This is a genomic window from Pseudomonas sp. PS02288, assembly GCF_029959715.1.
GTDB classification, from domain to species: Bacteria; Pseudomonadota; Gammaproteobacteria; order Pseudomonadales; family Pseudomonadaceae; genus Pseudomonas_O; species Pseudomonas_O kuykendallii.
In genome coordinates this window covers 17245-35305 of sequence record NZ_JASCPA010000025.1, presented here as the reverse complement: position 1 = coordinate 35305, position 18061 = coordinate 17245, and the positions used below count along the sequence as shown (strand labels likewise).

General features: G+C 67.5%; 16 protein-coding genes. 5 read left to right on the top strand and 11 right to left on the bottom strand.

Annotation, left to right across the window (positions count from 1 at the left end; translation table 11 throughout):
* Positions 1 to 42: 42 nt before the first annotated feature.
* Both gyrA and mtnA read right to left on the bottom strand, forming a co-directional pair.
* The gene (gene gyrA / locus QMX85_RS11975; RefSeq protein ID WP_282341114.1) at positions 43 to 2859 is read right to left on the bottom strand and encodes a DNA gyrase subunit A; all 2817 of its coding nucleotides are present in this window, start codon (positions 2857 to 2859) and stop codon (positions 43 to 45) included.
* 114 nt (positions 2860 to 2973) lie between these two features.
* Positions 2974 to 4050, bottom strand: coding sequence for an S-methyl-5-thioribose-1-phosphate isomerase (gene mtnA, locus QMX85_RS11970; protein WP_282341113.1), 1077 nt, complete (start codon positions 4048 to 4050; stop codon positions 2974 to 2976).
* A 162-nt stretch (positions 4051 to 4212) separates the two neighbouring features.
* On the opposite strand from mtnA, the gene QMX85_RS11965 reads away from it, so the two are divergent.
* From QMX85_RS11965 to QMX85_RS11945, 5 genes are all read left to right on the top strand, one after another.
* Positions 4213 to 5532, top strand: a complete 1320-nt coding sequence (locus QMX85_RS11965) for a TRZ/ATZ family hydrolase (RefSeq protein ID WP_282341111.1) — start codon at positions 4213 to 4215, stop codon at positions 5530 to 5532.
* Between the two features lie 121 nt (positions 5533 to 5653).
* Positions 5654 to 6352 (top strand): bifunctional 2-polyprenyl-6-hydroxyphenol methylase/3-demethylubiquinol 3-O-methyltransferase UbiG, encoded by a 699-nt coding sequence (gene ubiG, locus QMX85_RS11960; protein ID WP_090231736.1) that lies wholly within the window; start codon positions 5654 to 5656, stop codon positions 6350 to 6352.
* A gap of 5 nt (positions 6353 to 6357) precedes the next feature.
* The gene (mupP, locus tag QMX85_RS11955) at positions 6358 to 7029 is read left to right on the top strand and encodes an N-acetylmuramic acid 6-phosphate phosphatase MupP (RefSeq protein ID WP_282341109.1); all 672 of its coding nucleotides are present in this window, start codon (positions 6358 to 6360) and stop codon (positions 7027 to 7029) included.
* A 73-nt stretch (positions 7030 to 7102) separates the two neighbouring features.
* Positions 7103 to 7843, top strand: coding sequence for a YciK family oxidoreductase (locus QMX85_RS11950; RefSeq protein ID WP_282341105.1), 741 nt, complete (start codon positions 7103 to 7105; stop codon positions 7841 to 7843).
* A 218-nt stretch (positions 7844 to 8061) separates the two neighbouring features.
* Positions 8062 to 8988, top strand: a complete 927-nt coding sequence (locus tag QMX85_RS11945) for a GGDEF domain-containing protein (RefSeq protein ID WP_282341103.1) — start codon at positions 8062 to 8064, stop codon at positions 8986 to 8988.
* A 61-nt stretch (positions 8989 to 9049) separates the two neighbouring features.
* On the opposite strand, the gene rluB is transcribed toward QMX85_RS11945, so the two are convergent.
* The 9 genes from rluB to QMX85_RS11900 form a co-directional block, all read right to left on the bottom strand.
* Complete coding sequence (rluB, locus tag QMX85_RS11940) at positions 9050 to 10189, bottom strand: 23S rRNA pseudouridine(2605) synthase RluB (protein WP_090231740.1); 1140 nt, start codon at positions 10187 to 10189, stop codon at positions 9050 to 9052.
* A 99-nt stretch (positions 10190 to 10288) separates the two neighbouring features.
* Positions 10289 to 10930 (bottom strand): bifunctional 4-hydroxy-2-oxoglutarate aldolase/2-dehydro-3-deoxy-phosphogluconate aldolase, encoded by a 642-nt coding sequence (locus QMX85_RS11935; RefSeq protein ID WP_282341100.1) that lies wholly within the window; start codon positions 10928 to 10930, stop codon positions 10289 to 10291.
* 19 nt (positions 10931 to 10949) lie between these two features.
* A complete protein-coding gene (gene pgl / locus QMX85_RS11930) occupies positions 10950 to 11666 on the bottom strand; it encodes a 6-phosphogluconolactonase (RefSeq protein ID WP_273233826.1) in 717 nt (238 codons plus the stop codon).
* Positions 11653 to 13116, bottom strand: a complete 1464-nt coding sequence (gene zwf / locus QMX85_RS11925) for a glucose-6-phosphate dehydrogenase (protein ID WP_273233825.1) — start codon at positions 13114 to 13116, stop codon at positions 11653 to 11655. Before zwf ends, pgl begins: the two co-directional genes overlap by 14 nt.
* A gap of 162 nt (positions 13117 to 13278) precedes the next feature.
* Positions 13279 to 14274, bottom strand: a complete 996-nt coding sequence (locus tag QMX85_RS11920; RefSeq protein ID WP_282341096.1) for a glucokinase — start codon at positions 14272 to 14274, stop codon at positions 13279 to 13281.
* Positions 14271 to 16097 carry a phosphogluconate dehydratase gene (gene edd / locus QMX85_RS11915; protein WP_282341094.1) on the bottom strand — a complete coding sequence of 609 codons (1827 nt, stop codon included), beginning with the start codon at positions 16095 to 16097 and terminating at the stop codon, positions 14271 to 14273. Before edd ends, QMX85_RS11920 begins: the two co-directional genes overlap by 4 nt.
* 164 nt (positions 16098 to 16261) lie before the next feature.
* Positions 16262 to 16447, bottom strand: coding sequence for a DUF1289 domain-containing protein (locus QMX85_RS11910; RefSeq protein WP_282341091.1), 186 nt, complete (start codon positions 16445 to 16447; stop codon positions 16262 to 16264).
* A gap of 44 nt (positions 16448 to 16491) precedes the next feature.
* A complete protein-coding gene (scpB, locus tag QMX85_RS11905; protein WP_282341089.1) occupies positions 16492 to 17271 on the bottom strand; it encodes an SMC-Scp complex subunit ScpB in 780 nt (259 codons plus the stop codon).
* Positions 17268 to 17990, bottom strand: coding sequence for a ScpA family protein (locus tag QMX85_RS11900; protein WP_273233889.1), 723 nt, complete (start codon positions 17988 to 17990; stop codon positions 17268 to 17270). Before QMX85_RS11900 ends, scpB begins: the two co-directional genes overlap by 4 nt.
* Positions 17991 to 18061 lie beyond the last annotated feature (71 nt).

The following is an 18061-nucleotide window of genomic DNA, read 5'->3' as shown; positions in this document are numbered from 1 at the left end:
CGTCGCCGCCCGGCCCCTGCCTGCACGGGAACGCCGCCGACGTTACTCGTCTTCGCCGTCACCGGGGACCACGTCCGGCGACACGTCGCCGCCGCCACCGAGCAGTTCATCCTCGTCCGGCTCGGCGCTGACCACGGGCAGCTCCTTGTCGAGCACGTCCTCGGCCAGAGCCGCTTCGTTTTCCTCGAGGTCTTCCTCGACCGAAGGCTCCTGCACCCGCTCCAGACCGACCAGGGTTTCGTCCTTGGCGAGTTTGATCAGGGTCACGCCCTGGGTGTTGCGGCCCAGCGAGGACACCTCGGAGACGCGGGTACGCACCAGCGTGCCCTGGTCGGAAATCAGCATGATCTCCTCGCCTTCCTGGACCTGGATGGCGCCCACCAGAATGCCGTTGCGCTCGTTGCTGACCATGGCGATCACGCCCTGGCCGCCACGTCCGCGGCGCGGGAACTCGGCGATCGCGGTGCGTTTGCCGTAGCCACGCGCCGAGGCGGTGAGAATCTGCGCGTTGGGCTCGGGGATCAGCATGGAGATGATGTGCTGGCCTTCCGGCAGGCGCATGCCGCGCACGCCACGGGCGTTACGGCCCATGATGCGCACCTTGCTTTCCTTGAAGCGGATCACCTTGCCGCCGTCGGAGAACATCATCACGTCCTGCGCACCGTCGGTGACGGCGGCGGCGATCAGGGTGTCGCCCTCTTCCAGCTTCAGGGCGATCAGGCCGACGCTGCGCGGCTTGCTGAACTGCACCAGCGGGGTCTTCTTCACGGTGCCGTTGGCGGTGGCCATGAAGATGTAGCTGCCGGTGGGCTCGTCGGCGGTTTCGTCGTCGCCGTCTTCGTCTTCGCCGACTTCCTCGATCTCTTCCGGCTCGGCCAGTACGCCTTCGATGACATCATCGGCGTCTTCGCCTTCCGGCAGTTGCTGACGCACCGCATCGAGGTCGACCTGCAGCATCGCGGTGATGCGCTCGCCTTCGCTCAGCGGCAGCAGGTTGACCAGCGGCCGGCCACGCGCGGTGCGCGAGGCTTCGGGGATTTCGTAGGTCTTCATCCAGTAGACCTTGCCCTTGCTGGAGAACAGCAACAGCGTGGCGTGGCTGTTGGCGACCAGCAGGTGTTCGACGTAGTCCTCTTCCTTGACCCCGGTGGCCGCCTTGCCGCGGCCACCGCGGCGCTGCGCCTGGTAGGCGTGCAGCGGCTGGGACTTGGCGTAGCCGCCGTGGGAGATGGTCACCACGCGGTCTTCTTCGGTGATCAGGTCGGCGATGGTCAGGTCGACCTGCGAGGCGACGATTTCGGTGCGACGCTTATCGCCGAACTCGGCCTTGACGCCTTCCAGCTCTTCGCGGATGACTTCCATCAGGCGCACGGGGTTGGTCAGGATGCGAATCAGCTCGCCGATCAGGGTGAGGATTTCCTGGTACTCGGCCAGCAGCTTCTCGTGCTCCAGGCCAGTCAGGCGGTGCAGGCGCAGATCGAGGATCGCCTGGGCCTGGTCGGGCGACAGGTAGTACTTGCCGTCGCGCAGGCCGTACTGCGGATCGAGATCGTCCGGACGGCAGGAATCGGCACCGGCGCGCTCGACCATCGCCTCGACGGCGCTGGATTCCCAAGCGCGGGCGATCAGGCGTTCCTTGGCTTCGCCAGGCGTTGGCGATGCCTTGATCAGCTCGATCACCGGGTCGATGTTGGACAGCGCGACCGCCTGGCCTTCGAGGATGTGGCCGCGCTCGCGCGCCTTGCGCAGCTCGAACACGGTACGCCGGGTCACCACTTCGCGGCGGTGGCGGATGAACACCTCGAGCATGTCCTTGAGGTTCATCGTGCGCGGCTGGCCGTCGACCAGCGCCACCACGTTGATACCGAACACGCTCTGCAGCTGGGTCTGGGCGTAGAGGTTGTTGAGGATCACCTCCGGCACTTCGCCGCGACGCAGCTCGATGACCACGCGCATGCCGTCCTTGTCGGACTCGTCGCGCAGCTCGGTGATGCCTTCGATCTTCTTCTCTTTGACCAGCTCGGCGATCTTCTCGATCAGACGCGCCTTGTTCAGCTGGTACGGCAGTTCGCGGATGACGATCTGCTGGCGGCCACCGGCCTTGTCGATGTCCTCGATCTCGGCGCGCGCGCGGATGTAGATGCGCCCGCGACCGGTGCGGTAGGCCTCGATGATGCCGGCACGGCCGTTGATGATCCCCGCGGTGGGGAAGTCCGGGCCGGGGATGTAGTGCATCAGTTCGTCGACGGTCAGCTCGGCGTTGTCCATCAGCGCCAGGCAGCCGTCGATCACTTCGCCGAGGTTGTGCGGCGGGATGTTGGTGGCCATGCCCACGGCGATACCCGACGAGCCGTTGACCAGCAGGTTGGGGATCTTGGTCGGCATCACCGCCGGGATCATCTCGGTGCCGTCGTAGTTCGGCACCCAGTCGACGGTTTCCTTCTGCAGGTCGGCCAGCAGTTCGTGGGCCAGCTTGGTCATGCGCACTTCGGTGTATCGCATGGCCGCGGCGTTGTCGCCGTCCACCGAACCGAAGTTGCCCTGACCGTCGACCAGCAGGTAGCGCAGCGAGAACGGCTGGGCCATGCGCACGATGGTGTCGTACACGGCGGTGTCGCCGTGCGGGTGATACTTACCGATCACGTCACCGACCACACGGGCGGATTTCTTGTACGGCTTGTTCCAGTCGTTACCCAGTTCGCTCATGGCGAACAGCACGCGCCGATGCACGGGCTTCAGGCCGTCGCGCGCATCCGGCAGGGCACGCCCGACGATCACACTCATCGCGTAGTCGAGATAGGACTGTTTCAGCTCGTCTTCGATATTGACCGGGAGGATTTCTTTGGCCAGTTCACCCATGAGAAGCCTGGTTCCTTTTGTCTGCGAGGTGCTGCGAATAAGCGCGGGATATTATCACAAGGCGGCGTTCGAAAGCCGCCTAGAGACGTGTCGAATGGATGAGCAGGCGCCCTTTCAGTGCAGGCGCTTGCGGCTCATCAGGGCGGCCATCTTCGTCGCGTCAGGGCGTTCGACCACGCCCTTCTCGGTGACGATGGCGTCGATCAGGTCGGCCGGGGTGACATCGAACACCGGATTCAGCGCCTCGACGCCGGCAGCGACGCGCACGCCGCCGACCTCCAGCAGCTCTGCGCCGTCGCGCTCCTCGAGGGGAATGTCGTCGCCGCTCTCCAGCGCCATGTCGATGCTCGAGCTGGGCGCCACGACCATGAAGCGCACGCCGTGGTGCATGGCACAAACGGCCAGTTGATAGGTGCCGATCTTGCTCGCCACGTCGCCGTTGGCGGTGATCCGGTCGGCGCCGACGATGACCCAGGTGATGCCCTTGGTCTTCATCAGGTGCGCGGCGGCGGAGTCGACGCCGAGGCTCAGCGGGATGCCTTCGCTGGCCAGCTCCCAAGCGGTCAGGCGCGAGCCCTGCAGCCAGGGCCGGGTTTCGTCGACGTAGACGCGCTCCACCAGCCCCTCGAGGAAGGCCGCGCGAATCACCCCGAGCGCGGTACCGAAGCCACCGGTGGCGAGCGCGCCGGTGTTGCAGTGAGTCAGCAGCGTCTGCAGGTTGCCCTGCTGCTTGCGAATCAGCTCCATGCCCAGCTGGGCCATGGTCAGGTTGGCCTCGCGGTCGCTGAGGTGGATGGCCATGGCTTCGGCTTCCAGCGCCTTCAGCGGGTCTTCGCCGTGCTTGAGCTTGTCGAGCCGTTCGCGCAGGCGGTTCAGCGCCCAGGACAGGTTGACCGCGGTCGGTCTGGCGCCCTTCAGCACGGCGAAGTCCGCCTCCAGCCCGGCGCGCCAGTCGCCGCCCTGCGCCAGGCGCGCCCGCGCGCCGAGCACCAGCCCGTAGGCCGCGGCGATGCCGATCACCGGCGCCCCCCGCACGAGCATGCCGCGAATCGCCTCGGCGACACCGGCGGCCGAGTCGAAGGTGAGCCAGGTTTCCTCCAGCGGCAGCCGGCGCTGGTCGAGCAGACGCAGCTCGCCCGCGCGCCATTCGATGGACGTGACCTTCTCTGCCGCCAGCAATTGCTCGCGCATGCTCAACCTCGTACCGGAACAAAAGCGGCGAATTATACGCACAAGCCTACGGCGGTGGCGGGCGACGCGGTGGCGGGCGAGCCGACCGACCGCTGCCTTCGCCTTTCCAGCCCCGTGCGGCTTCAATACACTGTCCGGCCCCCTGACCTGGAACGCCAGCCCATGCCCGACGCGCCCCTCGACCTGTTGCTGCTGCCGTCCTGGCTGGTTCCGGTGGAGCCGGCGGGCGTGGTCCTCAGCGACCACGGCCTGGGCATCCGCGACGGACGCATCGTGCTCATCGCGCCACGCGCCGAGACCCTACGCCAGCCGGCGACAGAAATCCGCGAGCTGCCCGGCATGCTGCTCGCGCCGGGACTGATCAACGCCCACGGCCACGCGGCCATGAGCCTGTTCCGTGGCTTCGCCGACGACCTGCCGCTGCAGAGCTGGCTGGAGCAGCACATCTGGCCGGCCGAGGGCCGCTGGGTCGACGAGGACTTCGTCCGCGCGGGCACCGAGCTGGCGATCGCCGAACAGCTCAAGGGCGGCATCACCTGCTTCTGCGACCAGTACTTCTACCCGAAGATCGCCAGCGAGGTGATGCACAACGCGGGCGTGCGCGCGCAGATCAGCCTGCCGATCCTCGACTTCCCGATCCCCGGCGCGGCGGACCCGGCCGACGCCATTCGCCGCGGCCTAGAGCTGTTCGACGACCTACGCCACCACCCGCGTCTGAAGGTCGCTTTCGGCCCGCACGCGCCCTATACGGTGAGCGACGACAAGCTGGCGAACATCCTGATGCTCGCCGATCAGCTGGACGTCGGCATTCATATGCATGTCCACGAAACCGCCGGCGAGGTGCAGCAGGCCGTCGAGCGGACCGGCGAGCGGCCGCTGGCGCGCATCGCCCGCCTCGGCCTGCTCGGCCCGCGCTTCCAGGCCGTGCACATGACTCAGGTGAACGACGAGGATCTGGCGCTGCTGGTGGAAAGCAACAGCAGCGTGATCCACTGCCCGGAGTCCAATCTCAAGCTGGCCAGCGGTTTCTGCCCCGTCGAGAAACTCTGGCAGGCCGGTGTCAACGTCGCCCTCGGCACCGATGGCGCGGCCAGCAACAACGACCTCGACCTGCTGGGCGAAACCCGCACCGCCGCGCTGCTGGCCAAGGCCGTCGCCGGTTCGGCCACCGCCCTGGACGCGCACCGCGCGCTGCGCATGGCCACGCTCAACGGCGCGCGCGCCCTCGGGCTGGACGCCTGCTGCGGTTCGCTGGAGGTCGGCAAGTTCGCCGACCTGGTCGTCTTCGACCTGAACGGCCTGGCCCAGCAGCCGGTTTACGATCCGGTATCGCAACTGATCTACGCCTGCGGGCGCGACTGCGTGAAGCACGTCTGGGTCGGCGGCAAGCCACTGCTCGACCACGGACGCCTGACCCGCATGGACGAACAACGCATCATCGCCACTGCACGGCAGTGGGGCTCGCGCATCCGCGGCGGCTGACGCCGACCTGCGACAAACTGGCATACATTGGGCCGACGTCGATGAGCCTATCGGCGCCGTCAAGCTGGCAACATGTCCGCCCGGCCGCGCCCTCCTCTTTCTCGTTTCGATGGAAATACTCATGAGCAATGTCGATCACGCCGAAATCGCCAAATTCGAAGCCCTGGCCCACCGCTGGTGGGACCGCGAAAGCGAGTTCAAACCCCTGCACGACATCAACCCGCTGCGGGTCAACTGGATCGACGAACGCGTCGGCCTGGCCGGCAAGAAGGTCATCGACATCGGCTGCGGCGGCGGCATCCTCAGCGAAGCCATGGCCCAGCGCGGCGCCGAGGTGATCGGCATCGACATGGGCGAGGCGCCGCTATCGGTGGCGCGGCTGCACCAGCTCGAATCCGGCGTGCCGGTGGAATACCGGCAGATCACCGCCGAAGCGATGGCGGCGGAAATGCCCGGCCAGTTCGACGTGGTCACCTGCCTGGAAATGCTCGAGCACGTACCCGACCCGGCCTCGGTGATCCGCGCCTGCCACACGCTGGTCAAGCCCGGCGGCCAGGTGTTCTTCTCCACCATCAACCGCAACCCCAAGGCCTGGCTGTTCGCCATCGTCGGCGCCGAGTACCTGATGCGCCTGCTGCCGCGAGGCACCCATGACTTCGCCAAGTTCATCCGTCCTTCCGAGCTGGGCACCTGGAGCCGCGACGCCGGGCTGCAGGTCCGCGACATCATCGGCCTGACCTACAACCCGCTGAGCAAGCGCTACAGGCTGGCGCCGGACGTGGACGTCAACTACATGGTCCAGACCCTGAGGGAGGCGTGAGCGGCATGCGCATTCGAGCAGTGCTCTTCGACATGGACGGCACCCTGCTGGACACCGCGCCGGATTTCATCGCGGTGATCCAGGCGATGCGTGCCGCGCGCGCGCTGCCGCCGATCGAGGACAAGACGGTGCGCGACGTGGTGTCCGGCGGTGCGCGGGCGATGGTGATCAGCGCCTTCGAGGTCGACCCGCTGTCCGACGCGTTCGAGACCCTGCGCCTTGAATTCCTCGAGCGCTACCAGAGCCACTGCGCGACCTTCAGCCACCTCTACGACGGCATGGCCGAGGTGCTCGCCGATATCGAAAGGGCCGGGCTGATCTGGGGCGTGGTGACCAACAAGCCGCTGCGCTACGCCGAACCGATCATGCAGCGGCTCGGCCTGGCCGAGCGCTCGGCGCTGCTGATCTGCCCGGACCACGTCACCCACAGCAAGCCGGACCCGGAAATGCTCGCCCTGGCCTGCCAGCGCCTGGAGCTGGAGCCGGCCAGCGTGCTGTTCGTCGGCGACGACCTGCGCGACATCGAATCCGGCCGCGCCGCCGGCACGCGCACGGTGGGCGTCAGCTACGGCTACATCCATCCGCAGGACAACCCGCGCAGCTGGGGCGCCGATGCCGTCATCGACCACCCGCTGGAACTGCGTGCCCTGCTCGACCGCGCCCTCTGCGGCTGCTGACAGGCGCCGTTCCATCCACCGACCCGCTAGCCACCCGCGCGGCCAAGGCGTGCCGCGCCCGAAGGAGCCCTCCATGTTCGACTACACCGCCCGCCCCGATCTGCTGCAGGGCCGCATCATCCTGGTCACCGGCGCCGGCCGCGGCATCGGTGCGGCCGCCGCCAAGGCCTATGCCGCGCATGGCGCGACGCTGTTGCTGCTGGGCAGCAACGAAGACAACCTGAACCTGATCTACGACGAGATCGAAGCGGCCGGCCACCCGCGGGCCGCGGTGATCCCGCTGAACCTGGAAACCGCCCAGCCGCACCAGTTCGGCGAACTGGCGGCGATGATCGAAAGCGAATTCGGCCGCCTCGACGGACTGCTGCACAACGCGTCCATCGTCGGCCCGCGCACGCCGCTCGAGCAGCTCTCGGGCGAGAACTTCATGCGCGTCATGCAGATCAACGTCAACGCCATGTTCATGCTCACCAGCGCCCTGCTGCCGTTGCTCAAGCTGTCCGAGGACGCCTCGGTGGTGTTCACCTCCAGCAGCGTCGGCCGCAAGGGCCGCGCCTACTGGGGCGCCTACGCGGTTTCCAAGTTCGCCACCGAGGGGCTGATGCAGGTCCTCGCCGACGAAGTCGACGGCACCTGCGCCGTGCGCTCCAACAGCATCAATCCCGGCGCCACCCGCACCGCGATGCGTGCCCATGCCTACCCGGGCGAAAATCCGGCGAACAACCCGGAGCCGGAGTCGATCATGCCGGTCTATCTGTACCTGATGGGCCCGGACAGCAAGGGCGTCAACGGCCAGCAGCTCGACGCCCAGTGAGCACGCGGGCGGTGGCCGGGCCACCGCCAGTTTTACGTCGAAAGCGGCACCGTACCTTCCAAATAGCGGCCATTGCGCGCCGGATAACCGGCGAAATCTTGCCACCGCCTCCGAAATAAACGCTCAAGTCACTGTTAAATAACGATAAAAATATCCTGGCACACATTTCGCTCTTGTCCCCTCACGAAACGCATACCAGCGTTGAAGGAAGAGCGCTCATGGTCCCTCCCAGCAAGAAGAACACGATCGATTTCGACGCCGCCCGCCTGCTGCGCATGGGCTACTCGGAATCTCGCCCCGTTGCCCTGCTACCGGTAACGCTGAGCGAGCTGCACCGCCAACTGACCCTGCAGCTGCAGACCAGTCTGGAGGTGGAGCGCATTCTCGAGGTGTTCTTCCGCGAGGTTCAGCGCCTGGTACCGCTGGACGCCATGACCTTCTCCCATCCGCGCAGCGAGCTTTCCCTGCAGTTCGGCGAACGCGGCACCCACAGCGCCAGCTACAACCTCAACCAGGCCGGCGAATACATGGGCGAACTGGTGTTCCGCCGCAACCAGCGTTTCGACGACTTCGAGCTCGGCCAGGTGGAATCGCTGCTGTCCTGCCTGGTGTTCCCGCTGCGCAATGCGCTGCTCTACCGTTGCGCCCTGCAGAACGCCCTGCACGACCCGCTGACCGGCACCGGCAACCGCTCCGCCATGAACCAGTCGCTGGCTCGCGAAGTGGACATGGCCCACCGTCATTCGCAGCCGCTGTGCGTGCTGATGCTCGACCTCGACCACTTCAAGCTGATCAACGATGGCTACGGCCACGGCGTCGGCGACGACGTGCTGCGCGCGGTTTCCGTCGCGCTGAAGAACCAACTGCGCAACATCGACATGATCTTCCGTTTCGGTGGCGAGGAATTCATGGTGCTGCTCTCCAACACGTCCCTCGAGGCCGCCAGCCTGGTAGGCGAGCGCCTGCGCAGCACCATCGAGACACTGCAATACCTGAGTCAGGGCCAGGCCATCAGGATGTCGGTCAGCCTGGGCTGCGCCCTGCTGCGACCCCTCGAATCCGCGGAAAGCCTCACCCGCCGCGCCGACGATGCGCTTTATGCCGCCAAACGCGAAGGCCGCAACCGGATGATGCTGGCGGGCTGAGCAGCGCCAGCACAGAAACGAAAAACCCCGCGAGAGCGGGGTTTTTCGTTACGCCATCCGTTTACGGACGCTTGCGACCGAAGCCTGGACGCTGGCCGTCGGCCACCGGGCCACGGCGCTTGGCCGGAGCGCCCGCCGACGGCTTGCGGGGCGCACCACGTTCGCCGCCGGCGTCTTCGGCAGGGCGGCGCTTCTTGTTCACATCCTGCGGCCGCTCGGCGACGGTGCTGCCGGCGCCGCGCGGCGTGCTGCGTTCCGAATCCGGGCGCAGACGGCGGTTGGTCGGCTTGCCGGCACCGGCGGCGGGCTTGCCACCGCGCGGCGCACGGCCCGGACGCTCGCTCGGCGCCAGCGGCTTGGCCGACTTGCGCTGCGCGCGGTCGAGCTTCTCGCGCACCTTGCCCTTCATGTCGGGCAGCGAAACCGGCTTCAGGCCGACTTCGGCGCTGAGGATGTCCAGTTCGGCCTGGCCCATCTCGCGCCAGCGCCCCATGGTCAGCTCGGAGGTGAGGAACACCGGGCCGAAACGCACGCGCTTCAGGCGGCTGACCACCAGCCCCTGCGACTCCCACAGGCGCCGCACTTCGCGGTTGCGGCCTTCCATCACCACGCAGTGATACCAGTGGTTGAAGCCTTCGCCGCCGGGCGCTTCCTGGATGTCGGTGAACTTCGCCGGACCGTCTTCGAGCATCACGCCGGTCTTGAGGTTCTCGATCATTTCCTCGGTGACTTCGCCGCGCACGCGCACCGCATATTCGCGGTCCATCTCGTAGGACGGGTGCATCAGGCGGTTGGCCAGCTCGCCGTCGGTGGTGAACATCAGCAGACCGGTGGTGTTGATGTCCAGGCGGCCGATATTGATCCAGCGTCCGGCCTGCAGGCGCGGCAGGCGGGCGAACACGGTCGGACGGCCTTCCGGGTCATCGCGGGTGCAGACTTCGCCGTCCGGCTTGTTGTAGATGAGCACGCGGCGGACCGCTTCGACGGCCTCCTCGCGCTTGATCAGGCGGCCGTCGAGGGCGATGGCGTCGTGCAGGTCGACGCGCTGGCCGAGGGTCGCCACGCTGGCGTTCACCTTGACCCGTCCCTGGCTGATCCAGGTCTCGATGTCGCGACGCGAGCCGAGGCCCATGCGCGCGAGGACTTTCTGCAGTTTTTCGCCGTGAGCGACGTGCTCGGCGGGTTGCTCATGTTCGGTCATCTGTGCACCTCCCGGTGTGGGCTGTTCCGAATGGGGCGCGAATCATACGCGCTGGACGACCGCGGCGATATGCGCGGCCGATGAAAGTAACGGTCAGGGCTAGGTCAGCGCCATCGCCTCGCGGCTCGCCTGCTCCACCGCCGCCCAGTCGCCGGACTTGATCCAGGCGCTGTCGAGCATCCAGGTGCCGCCGACGCACATCACGTTGGGCAACGCCAGGTAGCTCTTCAGGTTGTCCGGGCTGACGCCACCGGTCGGGCAGAAGCGCACGTTGCCGAACGGGCCGGCGAACGCCTTGAGCGCGGCCACGCCACCCGCGACCTCCGCCGGGAACAGCTTGAAGCGACGGTAGCCCAGGGCATAGCCGAGCATGATGTCGGAGGCGCAGGAGGTGCCCGGCAGCAGCGGCACGTCGAGGTCGCAACCGGCCTGCAGCAGCTCGGCGGTGCAGCCCGGGGTGACGATGAACTGCGCGCCGGCATCGATCGCCTCGGCCAGCATCGCCTTGTCGAGGATGGTCCCGGCGCCGACGCACAGCTCGGGGCGTTCGCGGCGCAACTGGCGGATCGCGGTCAGCCCGTGGACCGAGCGCAGGGTGATTTCCAGCGTGCACAGGCCACCGGCGGCCAGCGCGTCGGCCATCGGCAGGATGTCCTCTTCGCGGGCGATGGTGATCACCGGGAGGATGCGCGCCTTGCGGCAGATGTCGTCGATCAGTTCGATCTTCGCGGCCATGTTCATGGGCAACTCGTCCTCGGCCTCAGGGGCACCAATAGATTTCCAGGGGGGAATGCAGGAACGCGCGGATCGGCATCGCCGCGACGTTCTCTCCGGCCAGGGCCAGGCGCAGGGTTTCCAGCTTCGCCTCGCCCTGGATCGCCAGCAGCGGCAGGCGCGCCGAAGCCAGCACCGGCAGGGTCAGGGTCAGGCGTTCGTGGGGTTCGACCGGGGCCTGCATCGGCAGGCAGCGGCGGTGGCCGTCCGCCTCCAGCGCATCGCTCAGGCGCGGGCTGGCGGGGAACAGCGAGGCGGTGTGGCCATCGTCGCCCATGCCCAGCACCAGCACGTCGATCGGCTGGTGCAGCTCGGCCAGCGCGCGGTCGGCGAGCAGCGCCGCGTCCTCGAGGGTCGGCGCCGGGTGATAGAGGCCAAGGAAGCTCGCCGCGGCGGCCGGGCCCTGCAGCAAGTGCCGGCGCACCAGGCCCTCGTTGCTCGCGGCGTGCTCGACGGACACCCAGCGCTCGTCGGCCAGGCCGATCTGGATATTCGCCCAGTCCAGCGGCTCACGGGAGAGCCGCTCGAAGAAGGCGATCGGGCTGCGCCCGCCCGACACCACCAGGCTGGCCTTGCCATAGGTTTCCAGCGCCGAACGCAGCGCGCCGGACACCGCCTGGGCCAGCGCATCGGCCTGGCGTTCGGCGTCGGTGCAACTGTGCGCCATCAGCCCGACCGGTAGTTCCAGTTCATAGATCGCCATACCAGGACCTCCCGTCGCGGGTTATCAGTGCAATCGAGGCGGCCGGTCCCCAGGAGCCCGCCGAGTAACGCTTCGGCGTTTCGCCCAGGGCGTTCCAGCCCGCCATCAGCCGGTCGCACCAGAGCCAGGCGGCCTCGACCTCGTCCTTACGCACGAACAGCGACTGATTGCCCTGCATGACCTCCAGGAGCAGGCGCTCGTACGCATCGGGGACGCGGGCGTTCTTGTAGGCATCGGAGAAATTCAGCTGCAACGGGCCGCTGCGCAGGTGCATGCCCAGCCCCGGTTCCTTGGTCATCACCTGCAGCGAGATGCCCTCGTCCGGTTGCAGGCGCAGGATCAGTCGGTTGCTGACCTGCGAGCGCTGCTCCGGGGCGAAGATGTAGAACGGCGGCTCTTTGAAGTGAATGACGATCTGCGACATCTTCTGCGCCATTCGCTTGCCGGTTCGCAGGTAGAACGGCACGCCGGACCAGCGCCAGTTGCGAATGTCCGCGCGCAGGGCGACGAAGGTCTCGGTGTTGCTCTCGACATTGGCGCCCTCTTCGTCCAGGTAGCCGGGCACCGTCTTGCCGTTGATGTTGCCGGCGCTGTACTGGCCGCGCACCAGATGACGACTCAACTCGTCGACGCTGAACGGCGCCAGGGCCTTGAGCACCTTGACCTTCTCGTCGCGGATGCTGTCGGCGGAGAGGTCCGCCGGCGGGTCCATGGCGATCAGGCAAAGCAGTTGCAGCAGGTGGTTCTGGATCATGTCGCGCAGCTGGCCAGCCTGGTCGAAATAGCCCCAGCGGCCCTCGATGCCGACCGTTTCGGCCACGGTGATCTCAACGTGGGAGATGTGGTTGTGGTCCCACTGGGTCTCGAACAGGCTGTTGGCGAAGCGCAGAGCGATGAGGTTCTGCACCGTCTCCTTACCCAGGTAGTGATCGATCCGGTAGATGCTGGTTTCCGGGAAATACCGGGCCACCGCATCGTTGACCAGCCGCGAGGACGCCAGGTCGTGGCCGATGGGCTTTTCCAGCACCACGCGGGTGCGCTCGGCGAGGCCGTGGGCGGCGAGGTTCTCGCAGATCGCGCCGTACACCGAGGCCGGCGTGGCGAAATAGGCCACCACGGGCTGCCGGGTACTGGCCCGGGCGCCGAGCGCGGCGTAGTCGTCGGTTTTCTTGAAGTCCATCGTCAGGTAGCTCATGCGCGCCATGAAGCGGCGCATGCAGTCTTCCTCGATGCCCGACTCGCCCACGTAGCGGCGCAGCGTCTGCTCGATGAAATCCAGGTGCTCCTGCGGATCGCGCGGCTCGCGGGCCAGGGCGAAGATCACCGTGTCCTCATGCAGCAGGCCGGCGTGATCCAGATGATAAAGCGCGGGGAAGAGCTTGCGCAGGGCGAGGTCGCCGAGCGCACCGAACAATGCGAACGTGCAGGGAGTGACGTTGATTCCGGGCATGGGTCGATTCTTCAGTCAGCGAAACGGTTGGAAAATGCCACACGGCCGATGCACAGAGCGGACCGACCGCCGGCGATTTCCACGGTTAACGGCAGGATAGGCCACCCAGCCGCCTTTGCGCCAAGCGAGAAACCCGCCACGGGCAAGGGATTCATGCCGGCCTCAGACATCGTCGGCGAGCCCGCTGATCATCGGCGACTCACCCGCGAGGCTGCGCTGCAGGGCCAACCCGGCGCCCAGCAGGCCCGGCTGTTCGGCAGTAACCAGCCACACCGGGATGTGCATCAGGTAGCCGCTCATCTCGCCTTTTGCCTGGAAGGCGGCGAGAAAACCGCTGGCGACGAGGAAATCGGCGAAGCGCGGCAGCATGCCTCCGGCGAGATAGACGCCGCCGCGCGCACCGAGGGTCAGCGCCGCATTGCCGGCGACGCGCCCCAGCCAGGTGCAGAACTGCTCCAGCACGGCGATCGCCTGGGCGTCGCCCTGCAGCGCCGCCTGGGTCACCTCGGCGGCGCTGTCGAAACGCAGGGTCTTGCCGTCCAACGCGCAGCTCGCGCGGTACAGGCTGACCAGCCCGGAGCCGCTGATCAGGTTTTCCGCGCTGACGTGGCCGAGCTGGCGGTGCAGATAACTCCACAGGTCGGCCTCGCGCTCGCTGCCGATCGGCAGGTCGACATGCCCGCCCTCGCCTGCCAGCGCATGCCAGCCGCCGCGCGTGTCCGGCAGCAGCGTGCCGACGCCCAGGCCGGTGCCGGGCCCGAGCACCAGGCGCGGACAGTCCGCCACCACCACCCCGGGGCGCACGTCGAGCAATTCGTCCTTGCGCAGGCAGGTGACGCCCAGCGCCATGGCGCTGAAGTCGTTGATCAGCAGCAGGTCGCTCAGCCCGAGGTCGCGGCGGAACGCGGTGCGGCTGATCACCCAATGGTTGTTGGTGAAACGGAACTCGTCGCCGCTGACCGGCCCGGCGCAGGCCAGGCACACGCGATCCAGCTCGCCGGCGTGCGGGCCAAGGGTATCCAGGTAGCTGCGGATGGCCTGTTCGGGGCCGGCGAACGCGGCGGTAGAGAGAACCCGTACGTGCTCGAGTTGCCCATCGCGCCACAGCGCGAGCCGGGCATTGGTGCCGCCGATGTCGCCGACCAGCGACAACCTCACCGGAGTGCTTCCAGTTCGGCGGTGAAGGCGCTGGCGCCCTGCTCTGCCGAGCTGAAGGCGGCGCGCATGAAGCCGAACAGCTCGCGACCGCAGCCAACCCCGGTATCCGCCGGCTGCCGGGCGCGCTCGCGGGCTTCCAGCTCGGCGGCATCGACGCGCACCAGCAGCTCGCCGCGCGTTCCGTCGACCCGGATCACGTCACCGTTGCGCACGTAGGCCAGCGGCCCGCCGTCCTTCGCCTCGGGGCAGACGTGGATCGCCGCCGGCACCTTGCCCGACGCGCCGGACATGCGCCCGTCGGTGACCAGCGCCACCTTGAAGCCGCGATCCTGCAGCACGCCGAGGAACGGCGTGAGCTTGTGCAGCTCGGGCATGCCGTTCGCCTTCGGCCCCTGGAAACGCACCACGGCGACGAAATCGCGCTCCAGCTCGCCGGCCTTGAAGGCGGCGGCCAGTTCCAGCTGATCGGCGAACACCAGCGCCGGCGCCTCGATCACCTGATGCTCGGGCGCCACCGCGGAGACCTTCATCACCCCGCGCCCGAGGTTGCCCTCCATCAGGCGCAGGCCGCCTTCGGCATCGAAGGGGCGTTCGACCGGGCGCAGGATGTTCTCGTCCAGGCTCTGCCGCGGGCCCTCGCGCCAGGACAGGCGCTCGCCATCGAGGAAGGGTTCCTGCAGGTAACGGCGTAGGCCGTGGCCGACCACGGTGTTGACGTCCTCGTGCAGCAGGCCCGCATCGAGCAGGCTGCGGACGATGAAATTGACCCCGCCGGCGGCGTGGAAGTGGTTCACGTCGGCCTTGCCATTGGGATAGACATGGGCCAGCGTCGGCACCACCTCGGACAGCTCGGCCATGTCCTGCCAGGTCAGCAGGATGCCGGCGGCGCGGGCGAAGGCCGGGATGTGCAGCGTGTGATTGGTCGAACCGCCGGTGGCGTTCAGCGCGACCACCGAGTTGACGATGGACTTCTCGTCGACGATCTCGCAGAGCGGCATGAACTGACCGCCCTGGCGGGTCATCCGGGTGACCTGGCGCGCCGCCTCGCGGGTCAGCTCGTCGCGCAACGGCGTGTACGGGTTGACGAAGGACGAACCGGGCAGTTGCAGGCCCATCACTTCCATCACCACCTGGTTGGTGTTGGCGGTGCCGTAGAAAGTGCAGGTGCCGGGGCTGTGGTAGGACTTCATCTCCGATTCCAGCAGTTGCTCGCGGGTCGCCTTGCCTTCGGCGAACAGCTGGCGGACCTCGGCTTTTTCCTTGTTGGAAATCCCCGACGGCATCGGCCCGCCCGGCACGAAGACGAACGGCAGGTAGCCGAAGCGCAGCGCGCCGATCATCAGGCCGGGAATGATCTTGTCGCAGATGCCCAGGCACAGCGCCGCGTCGAACATGTTGTGCGACAGCGCCACGGCGGTGGACATGGCGATCACCTCGCGGCTGGCCAGGCTCAGCTCCATCCCCGCCTCGCCCTGGGTGACGCCGTCGCACATCGCCGGCACGCCGCCGGCGAACTGGCCCACCGAGCCGATCTCGCGCAGCGCCTGCTTGATGATCGCCGGGAAGTGCTCGTAGGGCTGATGCGCCGAGAGCATGTCGTTGTAAGCGGAAACGATGGCGACGTTGGCCGCGTTCATCAGGCGCAGGCTCTGCTTGTCATCGCTGCCGCAGCCAGCCACGCCGTGGGCGAAGTTGGCGCACTGCAGCTGGCCGCGCTGCGGGCCCTGGCTGGCGGCGGCGCCCATCTGTGCCAGGTAACGCTCGCGGGTGGGACGGCTGCGCTCGATCAGCCGATCGGTTACCGCTTGGACTCGGGGATGCATGTCTGGCTCCTGGCTTATCAACGGTTCCTGCGAACTTATGCCACGCGGGGCCTGTTCGTACAGACCGGGTGTCGCGACGGGACGTTCAATGCGCCGCGACGGGCGTGGAAGGGCCGCCGCAGCGGGCGAACCTCGACGGTAGACGCGTCTCCCGTCGGCGCGGGTCAGCGCTTCTGCTTGCGCCGCCCCGTCGCCGCCAGTGCCAGCAGACGCATCTCGGAGAGCGCCAGCACGCTGCGCTGCTCGGGCTTGTCCAGGCGTTTCCAGGCCTTGATCTCGTCGCGCGTGCGGCCGCAACCACGGCAGACGTCGGCGTCGAATTCGCAGACCTTGATGCAGGGATTCTTCATGCACGCGTCCTCGACGGCGACGGCCGGTTTCGCGGCGCGCGGCGTCAGTGCAGGGTATCGGGATCGGACTCGACGTCATCGGCCTCGATGTCGCCGGCCTTCTCGGCCAGCGGCAGATCGTCGAAGTCTGTCTTCAGGCCCTGTTCCAGCGTGTCGAGTTCCGCCAGCAGGCTGCGGAAACTGGTTTCCTCGCGGGCCGGCGCGTCCTCTCCGAGCTCGCTGGCGTCGGCGCGCGCCTGCAGGCCGTCGGGCACCGGCGCGTCTTCCTCATCCACCAGAGGCGCGGGCTCCAGCTCGCGCAGCACGGCCAGCGGCGGCAGTTCGTCGAGGCTCTTCAGGTTGAAATGGTCGAGGAAGCCGCGCGTGGTGGCGAACATCGCCGGCCGACCGGGTACGTCGCGATGGCCAACCACCCTCACCCATTCGCGCTCCAGCAGGGTCTTGACGATCTGGCTGTTGACGGCGACGCCCCGGATGTCCTCGATCTCGCCGCGGGTGATGGGCTGGCGATAGGCGATCAGCGCCAGGGTCTCCAGCAGCGCCCGCGAATAGCGCTGCGGGCGCTCTTCCCAGAGCCGTCCGACCCAGGGTGCGAAGCGTTCGCGCACCTGCAGGCGATAACCGCTGGCGACTTCCTTCAGCTCGAACGCGCGGCCGCTGCAGGACTTCTCCAGCACCTTGAGCGCGGCCTTGAGCTGCGCGGGCGTGGGCCGCTCGATTTCCTCGAAGAGCTCGCCGAGGCGCTCCAGCGACAGCGGCTTGCCCGAGGCGAGCAGGTAGGCTTCGAGCAGCGAAGCGAGGTCTTTCGGATCGGAGAGGTTCACTGCAGGACCACCTGGGTGGGTTCTTCGCCGCGCAGGCGTACGTGGATGGGCGCGAACGGTTCGTTCTGCACCAGCTCGACCAGCGATTCCTTGATCAGCTCGAGCACCGCCATGAAGGTCACCACGACGCCGAGACGACCCTCCTCGGCGCTGAACAGCGCGACGAAGGCCACGAAACCGCCGCCCTTCAGGCGCTCCAGCACCTCGCTCATGCGCTCGCGGGTGGACAGCGCCTCACGGGTCACCTGGTGGCTCTCGAACATGTCGGCGCGGCGCAGCACCTCGGCCATCGACAACAGCAGCTCCTCCAGCGAGACCTCGGGCAGCAGCTTGCGCGCCCTGGCCTCCGGGGCGTCCAGGCGCGGCACGCTGATGTCGCGCCCCAGGCGCGGCAGGCGGTCGACGTTTTCCGCCGCGGCCTTGAAGCGCTCGTATTCCTGCAGGCGGCGGATCAGCTCGGCGCGCGGATCGTCTTCCTCGTCCTCGGCGATCGCCGAGCGCGGCAGCAGCATGCGCGACTTGATCTCGGCGAGCATCGCAGCCATCACCAGGTACTCCGCGGCCAGCTCCAGACGCACGCTCTTCATCAGCTCGACGTAGCCCATGTACTGGCGGGTGATCTCGGCCACGGGAATGTCGAGAATGTCGATGTTCTGCTTGCGGATCAGGTAGAGCAGCAGGTCGAGCGGGCCCTCGAAGGCTTCGAGGAAGACCTCCAGCGCGTCCGGTGGGATGTACAGGTCCTGCGGCAGCTCGGTGACGGCCTCGCCGTAGACGAGCGCCAGGCGAA

Bases quoted from the DNA above. Each gene is read 5' to 3' on its own strand.
- QMX85_RS11910 (WP_282341091.1), bottom strand. From the start codon at position 16,447: ATGAAGAATCCCTGCATCAAGGTCTGCGAATTCGACGCCGACGTCTGC.
- zwf (WP_273233825.1), bottom strand. From the start codon at position 13,116: ATGCCCGGAATCAACGTCACTCCCTGCACGTTCGCATTGTTCGGTGCG.
- gyrA (WP_282341114.1), bottom strand. From the start codon at position 2,859: ATGGGTGAACTGGCCAAAGAAATCCTCCCGGTCAATATCGAAGACGAG.
- ubiG (WP_090231736.1), top strand. From the start codon at position 5,654: ATGAGCAATGTCGATCACGCCGAAATCGCCAAATTCGAAGCCCTGGCC.
- rluB (WP_090231740.1), bottom strand. From the start codon at position 10,189: ATGACCGAACATGAGCAACCCGCCGAGCACGTCGCTCACGGCGAAAAA.
- QMX85_RS11965 (WP_282341111.1), top strand. From the start codon at position 4,213: ATGCCCGACGCGCCCCTCGACCTGTTGCTGCTGCCGTCCTGGCTGGTT.
- mupP (WP_282341109.1), top strand. From the start codon at position 6,358: ATGCGCATTCGAGCAGTGCTCTTCGACATGGACGGCACCCTGCTGGAC.
- QMX85_RS11945 (WP_282341103.1), top strand. From the start codon at position 8,062: ATGGTCCCTCCCAGCAAGAAGAACACGATCGATTTCGACGCCGCCCGC.
- mtnA (WP_282341113.1), bottom strand. From the start codon at position 4,050: ATGCGCGAGCAATTGCTGGCGGCAGAGAAGGTCACGTCCATCGAATGG.
- pgl (WP_273233826.1), bottom strand. From the start codon at position 11,666: ATGGCGATCTATGAACTGGAACTACCGGTCGGGCTGATGGCGCACAGT.
- QMX85_RS11950 (WP_282341105.1), top strand. From the start codon at position 7,103: ATGTTCGACTACACCGCCCGCCCCGATCTGCTGCAGGGCCGCATCATC.
- edd (WP_282341094.1), bottom strand. From the start codon at position 16,097: ATGCATCCCCGAGTCCAAGCGGTAACCGATCGGCTGATCGAGCGCAGC.
- QMX85_RS11935 (WP_282341100.1), bottom strand. From the start codon at position 10,930: ATGAACATGGCCGCGAAGATCGAACTGATCGACGACATCTGCCGCAAG.